This window comes from Kribbella sp. C-35 (assembly GCF_046549195.1).
Classification (GTDB): domain Bacteria; phylum Actinomycetota; class Actinomycetes; order Propionibacteriales; family Kribbellaceae; genus Kribbella.
Genome location: NZ_JAJPWG010000001.1, coordinates 893,068 through 909,539, shown reverse-complemented (window position 1 = coordinate 909,539; position 16,472 = coordinate 893,068). Strand labels below are relative to the sequence as shown.

Genomic DNA, 16,472 nt, shown 5'->3' with positions numbered 1-16,472 from the left:
CTTTCCCTAGTGGGCGGGTCTTGGGGGTAAGGGTCAGAATGGGGCGTGACCCATTACGACCTCGTCATCATCGGGACCGGTTCCGGTAACACCATCGTCAATCGGCGGTTCGTCGACTGGAAGGTGGCGATCGTCGAGCGCGGCACGTTCGGCGGCACCTGCCTGAACGTCGGGTGCATCCCGACCAAGATGTTCGTGCACGCCGCCGACGTGGCCGCGACCCCGTCGCTGAGTTCGCGGTACGGCGTGGACGAGCAGCTGCTCGGCGTCCGCTGGACCGACGTCCGGGACCGGATCTTCGGGCGGATCGATCCGATCGCGGCAGGCGGCTCTGAGTACCGGCACCACAACCCGGACAACGCGAACGTCCACGTGTACGACGGGACCGGCCGGTTCACCGGGTTCAAGGAGCTGACCGTCGACGGCAAGGACGGGTCGACGAGCGTGTTCAGCGCCGACCGCTTCGTGATCGCCACCGGCAGCCGGCCGATCGTGCCGCCGATCCCGGGCCTCGAGGAGACCGGGTACCACACGTCGAACACGGTCATGCGGCTCGAGGAGCTGCCGCGCCGGCTCGCGATCATCGGCGGCGGGTTCGTCGCGGCCGAGTTCGCGCACGTGTTTGCCTCGTTCGGGGTCGAGGTGACGATCGTCGCCCGCTCGAACGAGCTGCTCCGGCTCGAGGACAGCGAGATCGCCGCGCGCTACACGGAGATCGCGCGGGAGAAGTACGACGTACGGCTCAACCACGAGACCGTGCGGGTCGAGCGACGTGACGACGGCTCGATCCGCCTCAGGATGCTGCACCCGGACGGCGCCGACGAGCTGATCGTCGACGAGCTCCTGGTCGCGGTCGGCCGGGAGCCGAACTCGGACCTGCTGAACCTGGACGCCACCGACGTCGAGGTGGACCGCGAGGGTCGCGTGGTCGTGGACGAATACCAGCAGACCACCGTCGACGGCATCTACGCGCTCGGCGACGTGACCAGTCCGCTCCAGCTGAAGCACGTCGCGAACCACGAGGCGCGGGTGGTGAAGCACAACCTGCTCAACCCGGACGACCGGATCGAAGCGGACCACCGCTTCGTCCCGCACGCGGTGTTCAGCGCGCCGCAGGTCGCGTCCGTCGGCCTCACCGAGGAGCAGGCGCAGGAACGCGGAATCCCTTATGTGAAAGCGGTTCAGCAGTACGCCGACATCGCGTACGGCTGGGCGATGGAGGACACGACCGGGTTCGCGAAGGTCCTCGCCGATCCGGAGAGCGGTCAGATCATCGGCTGCCACGTGATCGGCCCGCAGGCGCCGACCGTGATCCAGCCGGTGATCCAGGCGATGAGCTTCGGGCTGGACGCGTACACGATGGCGCGCGGCCAGTACTGGATTCACCCGGCGATGCCCGAACTGATCGAGAACGCCCTGCTGAAGCTCGATCTACACCCGGAACGCTGAGATCACGTCGGCGACCGTGTCGAGGGTGGCGAGGTCGGGGAGGCTGATCATCACCTCGGCCACCCCCGCCTCGGACAGTTCGCGGAACCGCCCGATCTGATCGTCGACGGTGCCGGCGTTCACCGAGGCGGCGTACTTCGCGGGGTTCATGTTCCGCGGACGCAACCGCCGTACGAGCTCGTCCAACTGCTGCGAGTCCTTGCCCACCAGGGTTGTCGACAGATGCGTCAGCTCAACCGGCCGCTCGCCGAGGTACCCGGCCGCCTTCCGAACCGCGGCGACATCCCCGAACACGTTGACCGCGTCCGCGTACCGCCCAGCCAAGCGCAGCGTCCGCGGCCCACTCCCGCCGACGAGCACCGGCAGATGTTCCTGCAACGGACGCGGATAACAAGTGGTGTCCGGTACGTCGAGGACCTTGCCGTGGAACGGTTTGTTGCCAGGTCCCCATAAAACCGGCAACACCTGCAAGGCGTCCTCGAGTAGCGCGTAGCGTTCGCTCACTGGAGGAAACGGCCAGCCGTACGCCTTGTGCTCCGCCTCGAACCACGCGAGCCCGACCCCGCACACCGCCCGCCCACCACTCAACACATCCAGCGTCGCGGCGATCTTTCCAAGGTGAGCGACATTGCGATACGTGATGCCCGAAACCAGCGTCCCCAGCCGAACGCGGGTCGTGCACGCGGCCAGGTACCCGAGCGTCGTCCAGCTCTCCAGGAAGTCTTCCCACGCGCGCCCCACCTGCGGGATCTGCCGGAAGTGATCCATCACGTAGATCGCGTCGAACCCGACCGCCTCGGCCCGCTCCGCCACTTCACGAATCCACGAAGCCAGGCCTTCCCGACCGCCTGGATATCTGCTCAGTTGCAACCCGAACCGCAGCCCCACCGGCGTTTCGGATTGCCGCGCCTGCGCCGCGGTCGACTCCACGAAGGCGTTCGGCACCACCCGCACCGCAGTCGGCTGCAGTACGTCGTCGTACCCCTCCGTCGGCAACTCCTGCTTCACCGAAGCCCAAGTCCGCAGCTGCGACGTCAGTACGTCGGCCGGGATCCGCTTCGCCGTACGCTCACGGTTCCGCCGCCGGCACTCCTCGCCAGGCGTGTCGAAAGCCACCGCCACACAGGGCATCCCTGCTTCACGAGCCAAGCCGAGCCAGCGCACCCGCTTCTCTCGGTCCAGACCCAAGGTGTCGACGACGGTCGTCAGCCGTCGCCCGATCCGTTGCCGCACCACCTCTTCCAGCAACGCGAACGCATCGGCACTCGCCGCGATGTCGTCCTCACCGGCCCCGACCAACGCCCGCAGCCGATCACTCGACACCACCAGCTCGGCCCCGAAATGCTCCGCCGCCCACGTCGACTTCCCGGACGCCCCCGGACCTACCAGGATCACCACACAAGGCGAGGGCAGCTTGAACTCGGACACAAAAGCAGTTTCCACCACCGATAGCATTTTCGGATGCGATTGTTCGTGGCCGTAGTGCCACCACAAGAGGTAGTGGAGGATCTGAGCGAGTTCGTCGAGCCGCGCCGGGACCATCCGGACGACGACATCCGGTGGGCGGCGGACGAGCACTGGCATCTCACGCTGGCGTTCCTGGGCGAGGTGCCGGACTGGAAGACCGAGGAACTCGAGGAGCGGCTGGAGCTGGCCGCCAAGCGACAGAAACCGTTCGAGCTGCAACTGTCCGGAGCCGGCGCGTTCCCCGGCGTCCCCGACGCGCGGGTCCTGTACGCCGGAGTGCGCGACGAGACCGAGTCGCTCAAGCACCTGGCGATGACCACGCGGGCGGCAGCAAGTCGCGCCGGAGTGACCGTCGAGGGAAGGAAATTCACCCCACATCTGACACTGGCGCGGTTGCGGCGACCGATCGACGTCACCAAGTGGGTCAGGGTTTTCGACACCTACGAAGGCCCCGCGTGGACGGCGGGCAGCTTGCAGTTGATCGAGTCCCGGCTGGGCGAAGGACCGGGCCACAGTGCGGCGTACATCACGGTAGGCGAATGGGACTTCTTAGGTTAACCTCAGGAAGGTTAGCCGTACCTAATGCCCATCTGTTGCACTGAGAGAGTCCCGCCATGCTCGCGAACTACCTGATCGGACTTCGTGAAGGACTCGAGGCCTCGCTGGTCGTCAGCATCCTCGCCACCTTCCTGGTCAAGTCGGGGCATCGCGATCGACTCAAACTGGTCTGGATCGGTGTCGCCTCGGCGCTTGCCGTGGCGGTCGCCGCCTGGGGTCTGCTCCAGTTCGTCACCGCGCTGACCGCGAAGTCGTTCACCACCCAGGAGACCGTCGGCGGGGTGATGTCGATCCTCGCGGTCGGCTTCGTCACCTGGATGATCTTCTGGATGCGCAAGGCGTCCCGCAGCATCGCCAAGGAACTGCGCGAGCGGATGGGGCAGGCCCTCGAGGTGGGGTCGCGGGCCGTCGTCATCCTGGCGTTCCTCGCGGTGTTCCGGGAGAGCATCGAGACCGCGTTCATCGTGTACGCGTCGGCCGCCACCGCGACCACCGCCGTACCGTTCGTCGGCGTCCTGCTCGGGCTCGCGACCTCGGTGCTGCTCGGCGTCGCGATCTACAAGGGCGCGGTCAAGATCAACCTGGCCGTGTTCTTCAAGTGGACCGGCGCGGTGCTGATCCTGGTCGCGGCCGGCATCTTCGCGTACGGCTTCCACGACCTGCAGGAAGCGAACATCCTGCCCGGTCTGCACACGCTGGCCTTCGACATCTCGCACGTGATCCCGCCGGACAGCTGGTACGGCGTACTGCTGAAGGGCATCTTCAACTTCAACCCGGCGCCGTCCGTGCTGGAGGCAATCGCGTGGGCCGCCTACCTCGTCCCGGTGCTGGTGCTCTATTTCCTTCCGGTGAAGAGCTCCACACCGCCCGCCGTCACGACGACGACCGCTCCCAAAGCGGCCTGAATCCCAGGAGAACCATGCGCACCACTCTGGCCCGTCGGGCCTCCATCTTCGGGGTCGTCATCGGCCTTGCTGCCCTCACCGCGTGTGCGGATGATGAGCCGGCGGCGAAGGACGACGGCACTGGTCCGGTGTCGGTCAAGGCGTCCGACTCGGGCTGCGACCTGAGCCGCCGCGACGTGAAGTCCGGTACCAGCACGTTCTCGGTGACGAACGGCGGCAGCAAGGTCACCGAGTTCTACGTGTACGCCGACGGCGACCGGGTGATGGGTGAGGTCGAGAACATCGGACCGGGCCTGAAGCGGGAGCTGATCGTCGAGCTGCCGACCGGCAAGTACCAGGCGGTCTGCAAGCCCGGCATGGTCGGCGACGGGATCCGCGGTGACCTCACCGTCACCGGCGACGCGCCCGCGCAGGTCGACACCGACACCGCGCTGAAGCAGGCGACCGAGAGCTACCAGCGGTACGTGAACTCGCAGGCGGCCGCGCTGGAGCAGAAGACCACCGAGTTCGTGACCGCGGTGAAGGCCGGCGACGTCGCGAAGGCGAAGGCGCTGTTCCCGGTCTCGCGGACGTACTGGGAGCGGATCGAGCCGGTCGCCGAGTCGTTCGGCGACCTGGACCCGAAGATCGACGCCCGCGTCAACGACGTCGAGCCGGGCACCGAGTGGACCGGGTACCACCGGATCGAGCAGGCGCTCTGGGTCTCCAACTCCACCAAGGGCATGGAGAAGTACGCCGACCTGCTGCTCACCGATGTGAAGACCGTGGTGGCGAAGGCGAAGGTCGTCAAGCTCACCCCGCTGCAGCTGGCGAACGGTGCCAAGGAACTGCTCGACGAGGTCGCGACCGGCAAGGTCACCGGCGAGGAGGACCGCTACTCGCACACCGACCTGTGGGACTTTGAGGCGAACGTCGAGGGCTCGCAAGCCGCGATCCAGGCGCTCCGCCCGGCCCTGCAGAAGCGCGACGCGGCGCTCGTCACCCAGCTGGACACGAACTTCAAGGCAGTCTTCGCCGCGCTGGACAAGTACCGCGACGGCGACGGCTTCAAGCCGTACACCGCAACCGAAGCCGAGAAGAAGGCCCTCGGCGCAGTAGTCGACGGCCTGGCCGAACCGGTCAGCAAAGTCGCCGGAGTGATCGCAAAGAAATGACCGAGAACAAAGAGACTGCTGAAGCCCCGAACCGGCGGGGGTTGTCCCGGCGTGGGCTGTTCGGGGCTGCGGGTGCTGCCGTGGCGACCGGGGTTGCTGGGTATGCCGCTCACTCGGCGCTGGCCACCGAGCCGTCGCAGGCTGCGGACAACAACGGGCCGGTCGAGTTTCATGGGCCGCACCAGGCTGGGATCACCACGCCGGTGCAGGACCGGCTGCACTTCGCCGCCTTCGACGTGACCACGACGAAGCGCGACGATCTGATCGCCCTGCTGAAGGAGTGGACCGCCGCGGCCGCGCTGCTCACCGCCGGCCGCGACATCGGTCAGTACGGCGCCGTGAACGGGCCAGGCGAGGCGCCGCCGGAGGACACCGGCGAGGCGGTCGGCCTGCCGCCGGCGCGGCTGACGATCACCGTCGGGTTCGGCCCGTCGTTGTTCGACAAGCGGTTCGGGCTCGCGGCGAAGCGTCCGAAGGCGCTGGTCGATCTGCCGCACTTCATCGGCGACGACCTCGACCCGGCGCGGTCCGGCGGGGACATCGCCGTACAAGCGTGTTCCGATGACCCGCAGGTCGCCGTACACGCGATCCGGAACCTGGCGCGGATCGGCTTCGGACGGGTCGCCGTACGGTATTCGCAGCTCGGATTCGGCCGTACGTCGTCGACGTCGCGGGCGCAGGCGACGCCGCGGAACCTGTTCGGGTTCAAGGACGGGACGAACAACCTCAAGCTCGAGGAAGCCGACAAGCTCGAGCAGCAGCTGTGGGTGCAGCCCGAGGACGGCCCGGAGTGGATGGTCGGCGGCGCGTACCTGGTGTCGCGGCGGATCCGGATGAACATCGAGATCTGGGACCGTACGTCGCTCGGCGAGCAGGAGACGATCATCGGCCGCGGGAAGGGCACCGGCGCCCCGCTGGGCAAAGCGGACGAGTTCGACGCGATCGACTTCACCGCGAAGAACTCCGACGGCGACCCGCGGATGCCGATGGACTCGCACGTGCGGCTCGCGCACCCGCAGTTCAACAACGGCGCCGAACTGCTGCGCCGCGGCTACAACTTCGTCGACGGCTCGGACGGCCTCGGCCGCCTCGACGCGGGCCTGTTCTTCCTCGCCTACCAGCGCGACCCGCGGAAGCAGTTCATTCCGGTTCAGAACCAGCTGGCCAAGAGCGACACGATGAACGAGTACATCCATCACGTGGGCTCCGGCATCTTCGCGTGCCCCGCCGGTGTGACACCCGGCTCGTACTGGGGTGAAAAGCTGTTCGCCTGAGCCGAACGATCACTACATTGTGGCCGTGAGCAACCAGCAGGGCGGGTACCCGGGGCAGCAGCCCCCGCAGCAGCCGCCGTACGGTCAGCAGTACGGGCAGCAGCAGTACGGCGGTTACCCGCCGCCTCTGCCCCCGCCCCCGCCGCCGTCGAGGAAGGCGGGTCCGATCGTGGTCGCGATCGTCGGCGCACTGATGCTCATCGGCGCCGGTGTCTTCGTGGTCACCCGGTTCACCGGCGGCTCGGACGAAACCGCCGTCGACGGGACGACCAAGCCGGTCGCTCCGTCGACGAAGCCCACGCTCCGCCCGGCGAGCGAGGCTCCGACGCAGCAGCCGAGCACCGGCGGCAGCCCCAGCACCGCCGGCAGCCCGGCCACACAGCCAACTGCGAAGCCGGCTGCACCGCCGAGCAAGCTGCCTGCCGGGTGCAACGGCTGCCTTCCGGGCGTCACGGTCAGCTCGCTCGTCACGGCGTTCAAGTCCAAGGGCTACGTGTGCAAGCTGGACCGCCGCTGGGAATGCAACAAGGGCACCATCGACGTCTACATCAGTCCTGACTACACGAAGAAGAAGTACCCCGAGTACATCGACGTGAGCGGCAGCGGCAGCGCCCGCCTCCAGAAGTGCCCGCAGTGCATCAAGGCCGCGGTCGCCTCCCTGAAGCAAGGCCTGCCCGGAGCACTGGCGGTGTTCGTCCCAGACGCGTCGGTCCGGCAGCAGATCATCACCTTCGCGATGCAGGGAGCCGGCATCCCCGCCTCCGGCCCGAGCTCAACCCGAGACGCCAAGGTCGGCGCCTACCGCCTCTCCACCCAGGGCTACAGCGGCGCCACCGTCGGCAAGAACGGCAACTACGCCACCTTCTACTCCACCTCGGTCTCCATCAGCGGAATCTCCGAGTACTGACTCATTTCACCGCACCCGCGGTCACGCCGGCGACGAAGTGGCGTTGGGCCAGGAGGAAGCCGATGACGACGGGGACGCTGACCACCAGGGCGGCGGCCATGATCTGGTTCCAGTAGATGTTGGTCTGGGTGGAGTACTGGCGGAGGCCGACCGACAGCGTGCGGTTGGCCTCTGTGGTCATCACGGACGCGAACAAGACCTCGCCCCACGCGGTCATGAACGAGTAAATCGCGACCGCGATCACACCGGGTCGCGCCGCGGGCAGGACGACCCGCCAGAGTGCGCCCATCGGGCCGCAGCCGTCCACCAGCGCGGCCTCGTCCAGCTCGCGCGGGATGCTGTCGAAGTACCCGGCCAGCATCCAGATCGAGAACGGCAGGCTGAACGTCAGGTACGTGATGATCAGCCCGAGCCGCGTCCCGACCAGCTGCAACCCGAACTGGTTGTTGATGTTCACGAAGATCAGGAACAACGGCAGCAGGAACAGCACACCCGGGAACATCTGCGTGGACAGCACCGTGGTGGTGAACACCGTCCGCCCGCGGAACTTGAACCGCGACACCGCGAACGCGGCCAGGATCGCGATCGCCACCGAGAACACCGTCGCCGACACCGAGACAATCGTCGAGTTCACGAAGTACCTGGCCAGCGGCACCGTCTTCCACATGTCCACGAACGGCGCCAGCGTCAGGTTCGACGGCCACCAGGAGAACGCGCCCTGCACGTCCTTGAGCGGTTTCAGCGACGAGGTCACCATCACGTACAGCGGGACCAGGACGAACAATCCGAGCACTGTGAGGGTGACACCGCGGTAGATCTTGAACCCTCTGGTCTCACGCACGACGCGACCTCCTTCCGGTGACGAGCAGATACGCGCCGGTGACGATCATCAGGAAGATCAGCAGCAGCACGGACATCGCCGCCCCGGTGCCGAAGTTCCAGGTCAGGAACGACGCGTTGTAGATGTGGAACGTGATCAGGTCACCGGCCGGCGGCTGCGCCGTACCGAACAGCACGTACGGCGTGTTGAAGTCGCTGAACGTCCACAGGAACAGCACGAGTACGAGCACCAGGTTCACCGGCCGCAGCGACGGCAGCGTGATGTTGCGCCACTGCCGGATGTTGCCGGCGCCGTCCACCGACGCCGCCTCGTAGAGGTCCCGCGGGATGCTCTGCATACCGGCCATCAGGGTGAGGAACGCGAACGTCCACAGCTTCCAGCCGGCCACCGTGATCAGCGAGATCAGCGCGTTGCCGCCGATCAGCCAGAACGTCTTCCCGTCGGTCAGGTGCAACTGGTTCAGCACGTGGTTCACCGCGCCGGTGTCGCGCTGGAGCATGAAGTTCCAGGTCAGGATTCCGGCGTACGCCGGGAGCGCGTACGGCACCAGGAACAGGGTGCGGACGATGCCCCGGCCGCGGAACTCCGGCTGCAGGGCGACCGCGGCGGCCATCCCGAGCACCCACGAGAACGCGACCGTGACGAGCGAGAAGACAACGGTGACCCCGAAGGACTTCAGCAGCCCTTGCCCGACCGCGTTGTTGAAGTCGAGCGCGACCTTGTAGTTGCCGAGCCCGGCGCCGGGTGCGGAGGACCAGTTTGCGATGAAGAACTTGGTCAGTTTGACGAAGCTCATCCAGATCCCGACCAGCATCGGAATGATGTGGATGAACAGTTCCAGCAACACGGCCGGGGCCAGCAACGCGTAGGGCAGCCACCGGTTCAGGCCGGGCCGGTGCTCGGGGCCGCGCTTGGTCTTGGGCTTCGCCGGCCGCGTGGCGGCCGGCGAAGCTTGCTCTGTGGCGAGGGACATCAGCTACTTGCCGCTACCTGGTCCTCGGCGGTCTTCAGCGCCGCCTTCACGTCGTCGGCGGTCACCGTCCCGCCGGTCGCGATCTTGGCGAACATCGCGTTCATCGCCTTGCCGACAGTGCTCTCGAACTGGTCCTCGGCCGGCACCAGCGGCAGCGGCTTGGACTTGGTGTTGTAGACGTCCTGGAAGGTGGCCGCCTCGGCCGCGTCGGTGGTGAAGACCGGCTTCGCGTCCTTCAGCACCGGCAGCGAGGAGAACGGCTTGCCCAGCGTCGTCTGGGTCTGCGCGTCTGTCATGTACTTCACGAACTTCAGCGCCGCGTCCTTGTGCTTGGTGTTCTTGAAGATCGACAGGTTGATGCCCGCCACGTGGCTGGCCACCTGCTCGCCGCCGGCCGGAGCCGGGAACGGTACGACGCCGTACTCGCCGGCCTTCATGCCGTTGGCAACGATCGAGGAGTCGGCGTTGTTCTGGTTGATGACCATCGCGACCTTCTTGGTGGCGAAGTCGTTCACCGACTTGGTGCCGTTGTCGTACTGCGCGTTCGACGGGTTCGCGACCTTGTCCTTCTGCATCAGGTCGAGGTACCGCAGCACGCCCTGCACGTTGCCGTCACCGGTGAAGGTCGGCTTGCCGTCGCTGTTGAACCAGTCGGCCTTGTTCTGCGCGGCGTTGATGAACGCGAAGTGCACGTTCTCGGTGTAGCTGCCGGCCGCCAGTGCCATACCCCACTGGTTCTTCGCCGGGTTGGTCAGCTTCTTGGCCGCGGTGACCATCTCTTCCCAGGTCTTCGGCGGCTGCAGGCCGGCCGCGGCGAACATCGCCTTGTTGTAGTACAGGCCGTAGGCCAGACCGTAGAGCGGGACCGAGGTCGGGTCGGTGCCTTCCTTGCCGCCGGTCGCCAGAGCCGTCGGCACGAACTTGTCCTTGCCCCCGATCGCGGTCATCGCATCGCCGTCGAACGGCAGGAACGCGTCGGTGGCCTGCAGCGAGGCCGCCCAGGTGTTGCCGATGTTGACCACGTCCGGCGCCTGACCCGAGGTGATCGCGGTCTGGATCCGGGTCTGCAGGTCGTTCCAGCCGATCACTTCGAGGTTCACCTTGATCCCGGTCTCCTGGGTGAACTTCTGCAGGACCGGGGTCAGGACCTCCTTGTCGTTGTCGAGGCTGGTGCCCTGGTTGCTGGCCCAGTAGGTCAGCGTCTGGTCACCGGTGCTGCCGCCGGAGGAATCGTCCTTGTCGCCGCCACCACAGGCGGCGAGGCTGATTCCCATGGCGGTCGCCGCAACCGCGGCTACAAGCGAACGCAGTCTCACGTCGGACTCCCTCGTCCCGTCTCGAGCCTCCGCAGACCTGCGGAGGCGGATCGGCCCCATACTGGCCTAACCGGTTAAGTTCCGTAACCCTAACCGGTTCAGTAGTGGCATGTTCGTTACGACCTCGTGACCCGGCCAATCTTCACCCGGCGCGCGGCAAGCGCAATCCAACACCCTCTGCGAGTGCTCGACTTCACACAGTCTTCAAACTGCGCGGCTGGTTCAGGAGCGTGCAGGCCCGGAGGACTCACGGTGACGGAGTTCGCCGGCCGGGGCCTCTTCCTGGAGGGTGTGGTCGCCGGTGACGATCCGGAGCAGGAGATCGGCGGCGGCACGGCCGCGTTCCATGGTCTTCTGGTCGACCGCGGTGATCCCGGGCCGGGCGAGTTCGCACAGCGGCGAGTCGTCCCAGGCGACGATCGAGACCTCGCCGGGCACCGCCGTACCGAGATCCATCGCGACCCGGAGCGCCGCGACCGCCATCAGGTCGTTACCGAGCACGATCGCGGTCGGCGGATTGGGGCCGGTCAGCAACTGGCGCGTGAGTTCCGCGCCGTCGTCGTACCGGTAGGTGCCCTCGATGTGCCGCACGGTGATCCCGTGCCGCGCGGCATGCTCCTGCAACGTCTGGACGCGGAGCCGCTCGTGGATGAACGTGAACGGCCCGCTGATGTGCGCGACGTTCGTGTGCCCGAGCTCGGCCAGGTGATCGAGCAGCAGCGAGACGGTCTCGACCGGCGAGCTGATCAGCCGCCCGACCGCGTCGTCCGGCGCGTTCGAGCTCACCACCACGCACGGCACTCCGAGCTCCTTCAGCACCGGGATCCGCGGGTCGTCGTCGTGCTCGTCGAACAGGATGAACCCGTCCACGCGCCCCTGCCGCGACCACCGCCGCAGTACGTCGAGGTCCTCGCCATGCTCGCCCGTGAGCCGGAGCAGCAGCGAGGAGTCGACCTCGTTCAGGTACTGCTCGATGCCGACCAGCGTGCGCATGTAGAACGCTTCGGTCGAGATCAGCGCGGGGTCCCTGGCGATCACGATCCCGATCGTCCGGGTGCGGCTCGCCGACAGCGCGACCGCGGCGGAGTTCGGGTGGAAGCCCAGCTCCTCGGCCAGGGCGAGCACCCGCTGCCGTGTCTCGTCGCTGACCCCGGCGCGGCCGTTCAGCGCGTACGAGACGGACGCCTTCGAGATGTGCAGCCGGCGCGCGAGATCGCTGATCGTGACGCGATGACTCCGGCGGGTGCTGCCCGCCGTACCGTCGCCGCCACCCTCGGTGCCGCCGTCACTACCGTCGTCGCCGTCTGTCACGGGTCCGCTCGTCGTCATCGCCCGGCCGCCCCTCGCACAGACGGAAAGTGTTCATGTCAGACGGGAGGTTAGCAGCGGCCTCCGGGGCTGGTCTGGATCCCGGGAATTGGATAGCGTTTTCCCATGGTGCCGAACGAGCCGTTGCGACTGGATTTCCTGCCCTGGGAGTACGCCCGGAAGGCCTCCGAGGCCGAGCGTGACCGGCAGGCCGAACGACAGGCACGGCTCGGCGGGTCGGTCGAGCTGGCTCCGGATGTGTACGTCGCGGAGTCGGCCGCCGTGTACTGCGACGAGCTCCGGATGGGGGACCGTTCGTACATCGCCGCGCACGCCTACGTCACCGGCCGGATCGCGCTCGGCTCCGACTCGACGATCAACCCGTTCGCCGCGGTGCGCGGTGTGGTGACGATCGGCGACGGCGTCCGGATCGGCGCGCACACGTCGCTGCTCGCGTTCAACCACGGCACCGCGCCCGGCGAGCCGATCTTCAAGCAGCCGCACACCGCCGTCGGCATCACGATCGGCGACGACGTCTGGATCGGCTCCAACGTGACGATCCTGGACGGCGTCACGGTCGGCCCGCACACCATCATCGGTGCTGGCGCGGTCGTCACCAAGGACATCCCGGCCGACTCGGTCGCGGCCGGCAACCCCGCCCGAATCCTCCGCTCGCGGACAGGAGCATCCATGTCAGGTGATCTACCGACCTTGCTGAAAGCCTTTGCTGCAAAGGCTCGCGAGCAGACCGACGACGTACTCGCGCGGTGCTGGGACGGCTCCCGCTTCGTCGACCGTCCGGGGATCGACCGCGAACCGGAGATCCGCCCCTGGTGCGACGCGATCGAGATCGCGGATCTGCTGGTACGCCGGACGCCGGCCGGCCACACCCGTGACGATCTCGTCCGGCGGCTCCGTGCACGCCAGGATCCGGCCACCGGACTGGTATCGCCCGGAGACCTCTCCGACGACGGTCTCGGGAAGCCATCGGATGCCGAACTCTCGGTCCTGGAAGGGCCCGCGAGCTATCACATCCTTTGCGTCGGCTATGCCCTCCAGGTCCTCGGCAGCAGCTTCGAGCACCCGATCACCACGGACTTCACCCTTGACAACCTCGACAACTTGCCCTGGGCAAGGAGAGCCTGGTCGGCCGGCGCCGGCATCGACGCGCTCGGTACCGCATTCGCACTCAATGGCCACCGGGATGTCGAACTCTTGATGGGCTGGCTCCTCACTCACGCCGATCCCGCTACCGGCGCGTGGGGTTCGCCGCATCCCGACGACGGTCTGCTCCAAGTCGTGAACGGCTTCTACCGTCTCACCCGCGGTACGTACGCTCAGTTCGGGCTCCCGCTGCCGTATCCCGAGCAGGCCGTCGCCACGGTTCTTGCCCACAGCAACGACCGACGGATGTTCACCGGCGACAACTACAACGCGTGCAACGTTCTCGATGTCATCCACCCGCTGTGGCTGGCGCGCAAGCAGACGACGTACGGCGAGCAGGAGGGCCGTCGCTGGGCCGAGGCGCAGCTGCGCGCGATCCTGACCCGCTGGGTCGACGGCGCCGGCTTCGCGTTCGCGCCGGACGGCACCGACAAGCGCGCGATCCCGGGCCTGCAAGGCACCGAGATGTGGCTGGCCATCATCTGGCTGCTGTCCGACTACCTCGGCGTGTCCGACGCACTCGGCTACCGCCCGCGCGGCGTCCACCGCCCGGAGCCGCTGGTCGACTGGAGATGAATCGCCCAGCCGAGGGTCCACTGGCCTGAACCAGTGGACCCTCGCGGCCCTTAGTTGGCGGTCGCTGAGCCCAGGACGACGTACGGCTGGTTGGACAGGTCGGCGGCCAGACCGGGGTAGAGCGCCTGCCCACCGGCTCGGTGCTGCACGCTGAAGAAGTACATCAGCGGGTACGTCGATGACGTGTACTCACCGTCGATCGTGCCGGACAAGGTCTGTCCGGACAGCTCCATCGGGACCTGCTGCCAGGGCTTCGCCTGGTCCACGTGCCGGTAGTGCAGCGTTGCGCCGATCACCTCCGGATCCACCACGTCCAGCGAGAGCGTGACCGGTTTGCCTCGCTCGAAGCTCTTCGGGACCGTGTGCTCGACGCCCGTGGTGGCCGGCCGGGCTGGTGCCTGAGCGAACAAGATCGACGACGTGCTGTGGGTCGCCGGCTGTGTGCCGGTCGCCTCCTGCAGTTCCGCTGCGAGGGCTGCGAGGTCGGTGTCCATGTCCGGGACCCGATCCGCCCAGTGGCCGTGCTCGGAGGTCTCTCTCCCGAACCGCAGGTCCCGCTGATAGACGCCGTCGACGATGGCCGGGATCTCGGCGTACGCGTCCCTTGCGGCCCGGGCGCGCTGCAGCGCCGACTCCAATGCACTGACGTCCTGGGTGGTCCGATAGATCGAGTAGTCGACCGCAGCCCGGAACTTGGCGGCGAAGAACGTGCCCAGCCTGACCAGGATCTCCAGATCGATGAGGACCCGGCGGACCTGCGGATCCGACTCGTCCGCGGTCTGACGTGCGCGGTCAAGGGCCTGCTGTCCGTCGGCCACCAGTTGCTCGATCCACCCGGCCACCTCCAGCGGCGTGTACTTCGCCGACACCGAACCGTTCGCCCGCGCCGCGACGTACTCGTCGATGCCGTAGAAGGTGGTCGGGTCGAACGGGCTGACGCCACCCCAGTTCGCCGGGGCGTCGGTGTCGCCGGCGTAGTGCTGCGAGTGCACCCGCGACGAGATCGGGAGGTTGAGGTACACCTCCGGCCAGTAGCCGTTGTTCGATCCGCCGACGCCGTGGACCACCGTCACCAGGGGGAGGATCCGGCTGAGCGGACTCAGCGCGTCCTCCACGTCCGCCGCGGCCTCGCCGTACGTCGACCGCAGATGGCGGCGCCACGTCTCGGGCTCGGCATCCGGGTTGTAGAGCAGCCGCCCCCACAACAGGTAGCCGTAGCGGTACTTGGTCCACTCCCGGTTCCCGGGCAGCCGGAGGTCCTCGCGGACGTACGGGTCGCGCCCGCCCGGTTCGCCGCTGCCCTTGCGCCCTTTGAAGTACAGCGGTTCACACAGGTCGACACCGCGCGAGCCACCGAACGTCGACAGCCGCCCGTACCCTGCCGCGATCGCGGGATCGCCCCAGGCGAGGAGCTTCTGCGTCCCGGGCCAGACCCGGAACATCAGGTCCACGGTCCGGTCCTCGCGCAGGAAATCGCCGTACCCGTAGCGGGTGAACCGGCGGGAGAACTCGGTGATGCCCCGCATCTCGTGGCCGGCCGGGATCGGCTTGGCTGCCTCCCGCGCCCGGATCGACGCCTGGTGGTACGGCAGTCCGACGTGCTCGGCCCAGTACTTCGCGGACAGCACCGCGGACAGGTTCGGCAGGTCGACGGCGTCGAGCAGAGCCTGATCGACACCCTTGGCGTGCATGTCGATCTCGAGCGGCCTGCCGGCCGAGTTCGCGCCTTCGAACACTGCCCGCCAGAAGACCTCGTGTCCCTCGTCGTGGATGCCGCCTTCGTAGTGCACCCGGAACGTGAGTCCGTCGATGTCGGGAACCTCGGCCAGCAGCTGGGCGATGGCGGCCTTGCAGTACGCCGCGTGGGTGTCCGGGCCGATGCCGGTGATCGGGTACCGGTGGACCGAGTCGCGGCCGTAGTCGTACGCGTGATTCCACAGACCGAGCTGGAACTTCAGTCCGCGGCGCTTGCTCTCGGCGGCGATGAAGCGCAGCGTCTCCAGGTTGCGTTTCTGCTCGTCCGCCCCGACCCCCTCGGCCCGGACCTCGTAGCCGTCCACGTCGAAGAGGAACGGGTAGGCGAAGCACAGGTAGTTGTCGGTGGCGCCGTGCCGATCGGCGCCGTAGTTGTACTGCATGCCGAGCGCGAGGTGGAACCGGTTGAACCGGGACGCGGCCAGCCAGGTCAGGTACTCGGTCCAGAACTGCTGGTCGTGGAACCAGGACAGGTCCTCGTCCACGCTGGAGAACGACCGCACCACACCCCGGACGGGTACGGCGGGCTGCTCGGCGAAGGGCGTCGTACCGCCGAGGTCTTCGCCCGCGGCGACTCGGTCCGCGAGTTCGAGCACACCGCAGCGGAGACCGACGTCGTCGTTGCTGACGACAACGATTTCGTCGTCGACGCGGAGTACGGCGTACGACTCCGGTACGGCGGCGAGGTCAGCGGCCGGGACCTCGTCGGGGCCGGCCAGCCGGATCGCCGGCGCATCGATGATCCCTTTCGCTGCCAGGGCTTGGGCGAGTTGCTCGGTCGCCCAGGTGGCGACAGGGCCGGTGGTGTCAGACATAGGACTCCAA

At 67.5% G+C, this 16,472-nt stretch carries 13 protein-coding genes; 7 read left to right on the top strand and 6 right to left on the bottom strand.

The window, feature by feature from the left end; genetic code table 11:
- The first annotated feature begins 45 nt into the window (after window positions 1–45).
- Window positions 46–1,449: a mycothione reductase gene (locus ACLJOO_RS04695; RefSeq protein ID WP_410785570.1), complete on the top strand. Its 1,404-nt coding sequence runs from the start codon at window positions 46–48 to the stop codon at window positions 1,447–1,449.
- Here ACLJOO_RS04695 and ACLJOO_RS04690 read toward each other — a convergent pair.
- A complete protein-coding gene (locus tag ACLJOO_RS04690) occupies window positions 1,432–2,877 on the bottom strand; it encodes an LLM class flavin-dependent oxidoreductase (protein ID WP_410785569.1) in 1,446 nt (481 codons plus the stop codon). The genes ACLJOO_RS04695 and ACLJOO_RS04690 overlap by 18 nt on opposite strands.
- Before the next feature lie 33 nt (window positions 2,878–2,910).
- Between ACLJOO_RS04690 and thpR the strand changes: the two genes are divergently transcribed.
- The 5 genes from thpR to ACLJOO_RS04665 are packed head-to-tail and all read left to right on the top strand — an operon-like array spanning window position 2,911 to window position 7,714.
- Complete coding sequence (thpR, locus tag ACLJOO_RS04685) at window positions 2,911–3,474, top strand: RNA 2',3'-cyclic phosphodiesterase (RefSeq protein WP_410785568.1); 564 nt, start codon at window positions 2,911–2,913, stop codon at window positions 3,472–3,474.
- A gap of 56 nt (window positions 3,475–3,530) precedes the next feature.
- Window positions 3,531–4,379 carry an iron uptake transporter permease EfeU gene (efeU, locus tag ACLJOO_RS04680; protein WP_410785567.1) on the top strand — a complete coding sequence of 283 codons (849 nt, stop codon included), beginning with the start codon at window positions 3,531–3,533 and terminating at the stop codon, window positions 4,377–4,379.
- A gap of 14 nt (window positions 4,380–4,393) precedes the next feature.
- Window positions 4,394–5,533, top strand: coding sequence for an iron uptake system protein EfeO (gene efeO / locus ACLJOO_RS04675; protein WP_410785566.1), 1,140 nt, complete (start codon window positions 4,394–4,396; stop codon window positions 5,531–5,533).
- Window positions 5,530–6,807, top strand: coding sequence for an iron uptake transporter deferrochelatase/peroxidase subunit (gene efeB / locus ACLJOO_RS04670; RefSeq protein ID WP_410785565.1), 1,278 nt, complete (start codon window positions 5,530–5,532; stop codon window positions 6,805–6,807). The genes efeO and efeB overlap by 4 nt, the downstream gene beginning before the upstream one ends.
- Before the next feature lie 25 nt (window positions 6,808–6,832).
- A complete protein-coding gene (locus ACLJOO_RS04665) occupies window positions 6,833–7,714 on the top strand; it encodes a hypothetical protein (RefSeq protein ID WP_410785564.1) in 882 nt (293 codons plus the stop codon).
- Window position 7,715: 1 nt separating this feature from the next.
- On the opposite strand, the gene ACLJOO_RS04660 is transcribed toward ACLJOO_RS04665, so the two are convergent.
- The 4 genes from ACLJOO_RS04660 to ACLJOO_RS04645 all read right to left on the bottom strand — a co-directional run bounded on the left by ACLJOO_RS04660 (window position 7,716) and on the right by ACLJOO_RS04645 (window position 12,155).
- A complete protein-coding gene (locus ACLJOO_RS04660; protein ID WP_410785563.1) occupies window positions 7,716–8,555 on the bottom strand; it encodes a carbohydrate ABC transporter permease in 840 nt (279 codons plus the stop codon).
- Complete coding sequence (locus tag ACLJOO_RS04655; protein WP_410785562.1) at window positions 8,548–9,528, bottom strand: carbohydrate ABC transporter permease; 981 nt, start codon at window positions 9,526–9,528, stop codon at window positions 8,548–8,550. Before ACLJOO_RS04655 ends, ACLJOO_RS04660 begins: the two co-directional genes overlap by 8 nt.
- Window positions 9,528–10,844, bottom strand: a complete 1,317-nt coding sequence (locus ACLJOO_RS04650) for an ABC transporter substrate-binding protein (RefSeq protein WP_410785561.1) — start codon at window positions 10,842–10,844, stop codon at window positions 9,528–9,530. Before ACLJOO_RS04650 ends, ACLJOO_RS04655 begins: the two co-directional genes overlap by 1 nt.
- A 222-nt stretch (window positions 10,845–11,066) precedes the next feature.
- Window positions 11,067–12,155, bottom strand: coding sequence for a LacI family DNA-binding transcriptional regulator (locus ACLJOO_RS04645; RefSeq protein ID WP_410785560.1), 1,089 nt, complete (start codon window positions 12,153–12,155; stop codon window positions 11,067–11,069).
- Between the two features lie 123 nt (window positions 12,156–12,278).
- Here ACLJOO_RS04645 and ACLJOO_RS04640 point away from each other — a divergent pair, with 123 nt between their 5' ends.
- Window positions 12,279–13,892 (top strand): acyltransferase, encoded by a 1,614-nt coding sequence (locus tag ACLJOO_RS04640; protein ID WP_410785559.1) that lies wholly within the window; start codon window positions 12,279–12,281, stop codon window positions 13,890–13,892.
- Between the two features lie 50 nt (window positions 13,893–13,942).
- Here ACLJOO_RS04640 and ACLJOO_RS04635 read toward each other — a convergent pair whose 3' ends face one another.
- Entirely contained in the window at window positions 13,943–16,462 is a 2,520-nt protein-coding gene (locus tag ACLJOO_RS04635) for a hypothetical protein (protein ID WP_410785558.1), read from the bottom strand.
- Window positions 16,463–16,472 lie beyond the last annotated feature (10 nt).

Bases quoted from the DNA above. Each gene is read 5' to 3' on its own strand.
- efeO (WP_410785566.1), top strand. From the start codon at position 4,394: ATGCGCACCACTCTGGCCCGTCGGGCCTCCATCTTCGGGGTCGTCATC.
- ACLJOO_RS04635 (WP_410785558.1), bottom strand. From the start codon at position 16,462: ATGTCTGACACCACCGGCCCTGTCGCCACCTGGGCGACCGAGCAACTC.
- thpR (WP_410785568.1), top strand. From the start codon at position 2,911: ATGCGATTGTTCGTGGCCGTAGTGCCACCACAAGAGGTAGTGGAGGAT.
- ACLJOO_RS04655 (WP_410785562.1), bottom strand. From the start codon at position 9,528: ATGTCCCTCGCCACAGAGCAAGCTTCGCCGGCCGCCACGCGGCCGGCG.
- ACLJOO_RS04640 (WP_410785559.1), top strand. From the start codon at position 12,279: ATGGTGCCGAACGAGCCGTTGCGACTGGATTTCCTGCCCTGGGAGTAC.
- efeB (WP_410785565.1), top strand. From the start codon at position 5,530: ATGACCGAGAACAAAGAGACTGCTGAAGCCCCGAACCGGCGGGGGTTG.
- efeU (WP_410785567.1), top strand. From the start codon at position 3,531: ATGCTCGCGAACTACCTGATCGGACTTCGTGAAGGACTCGAGGCCTCG.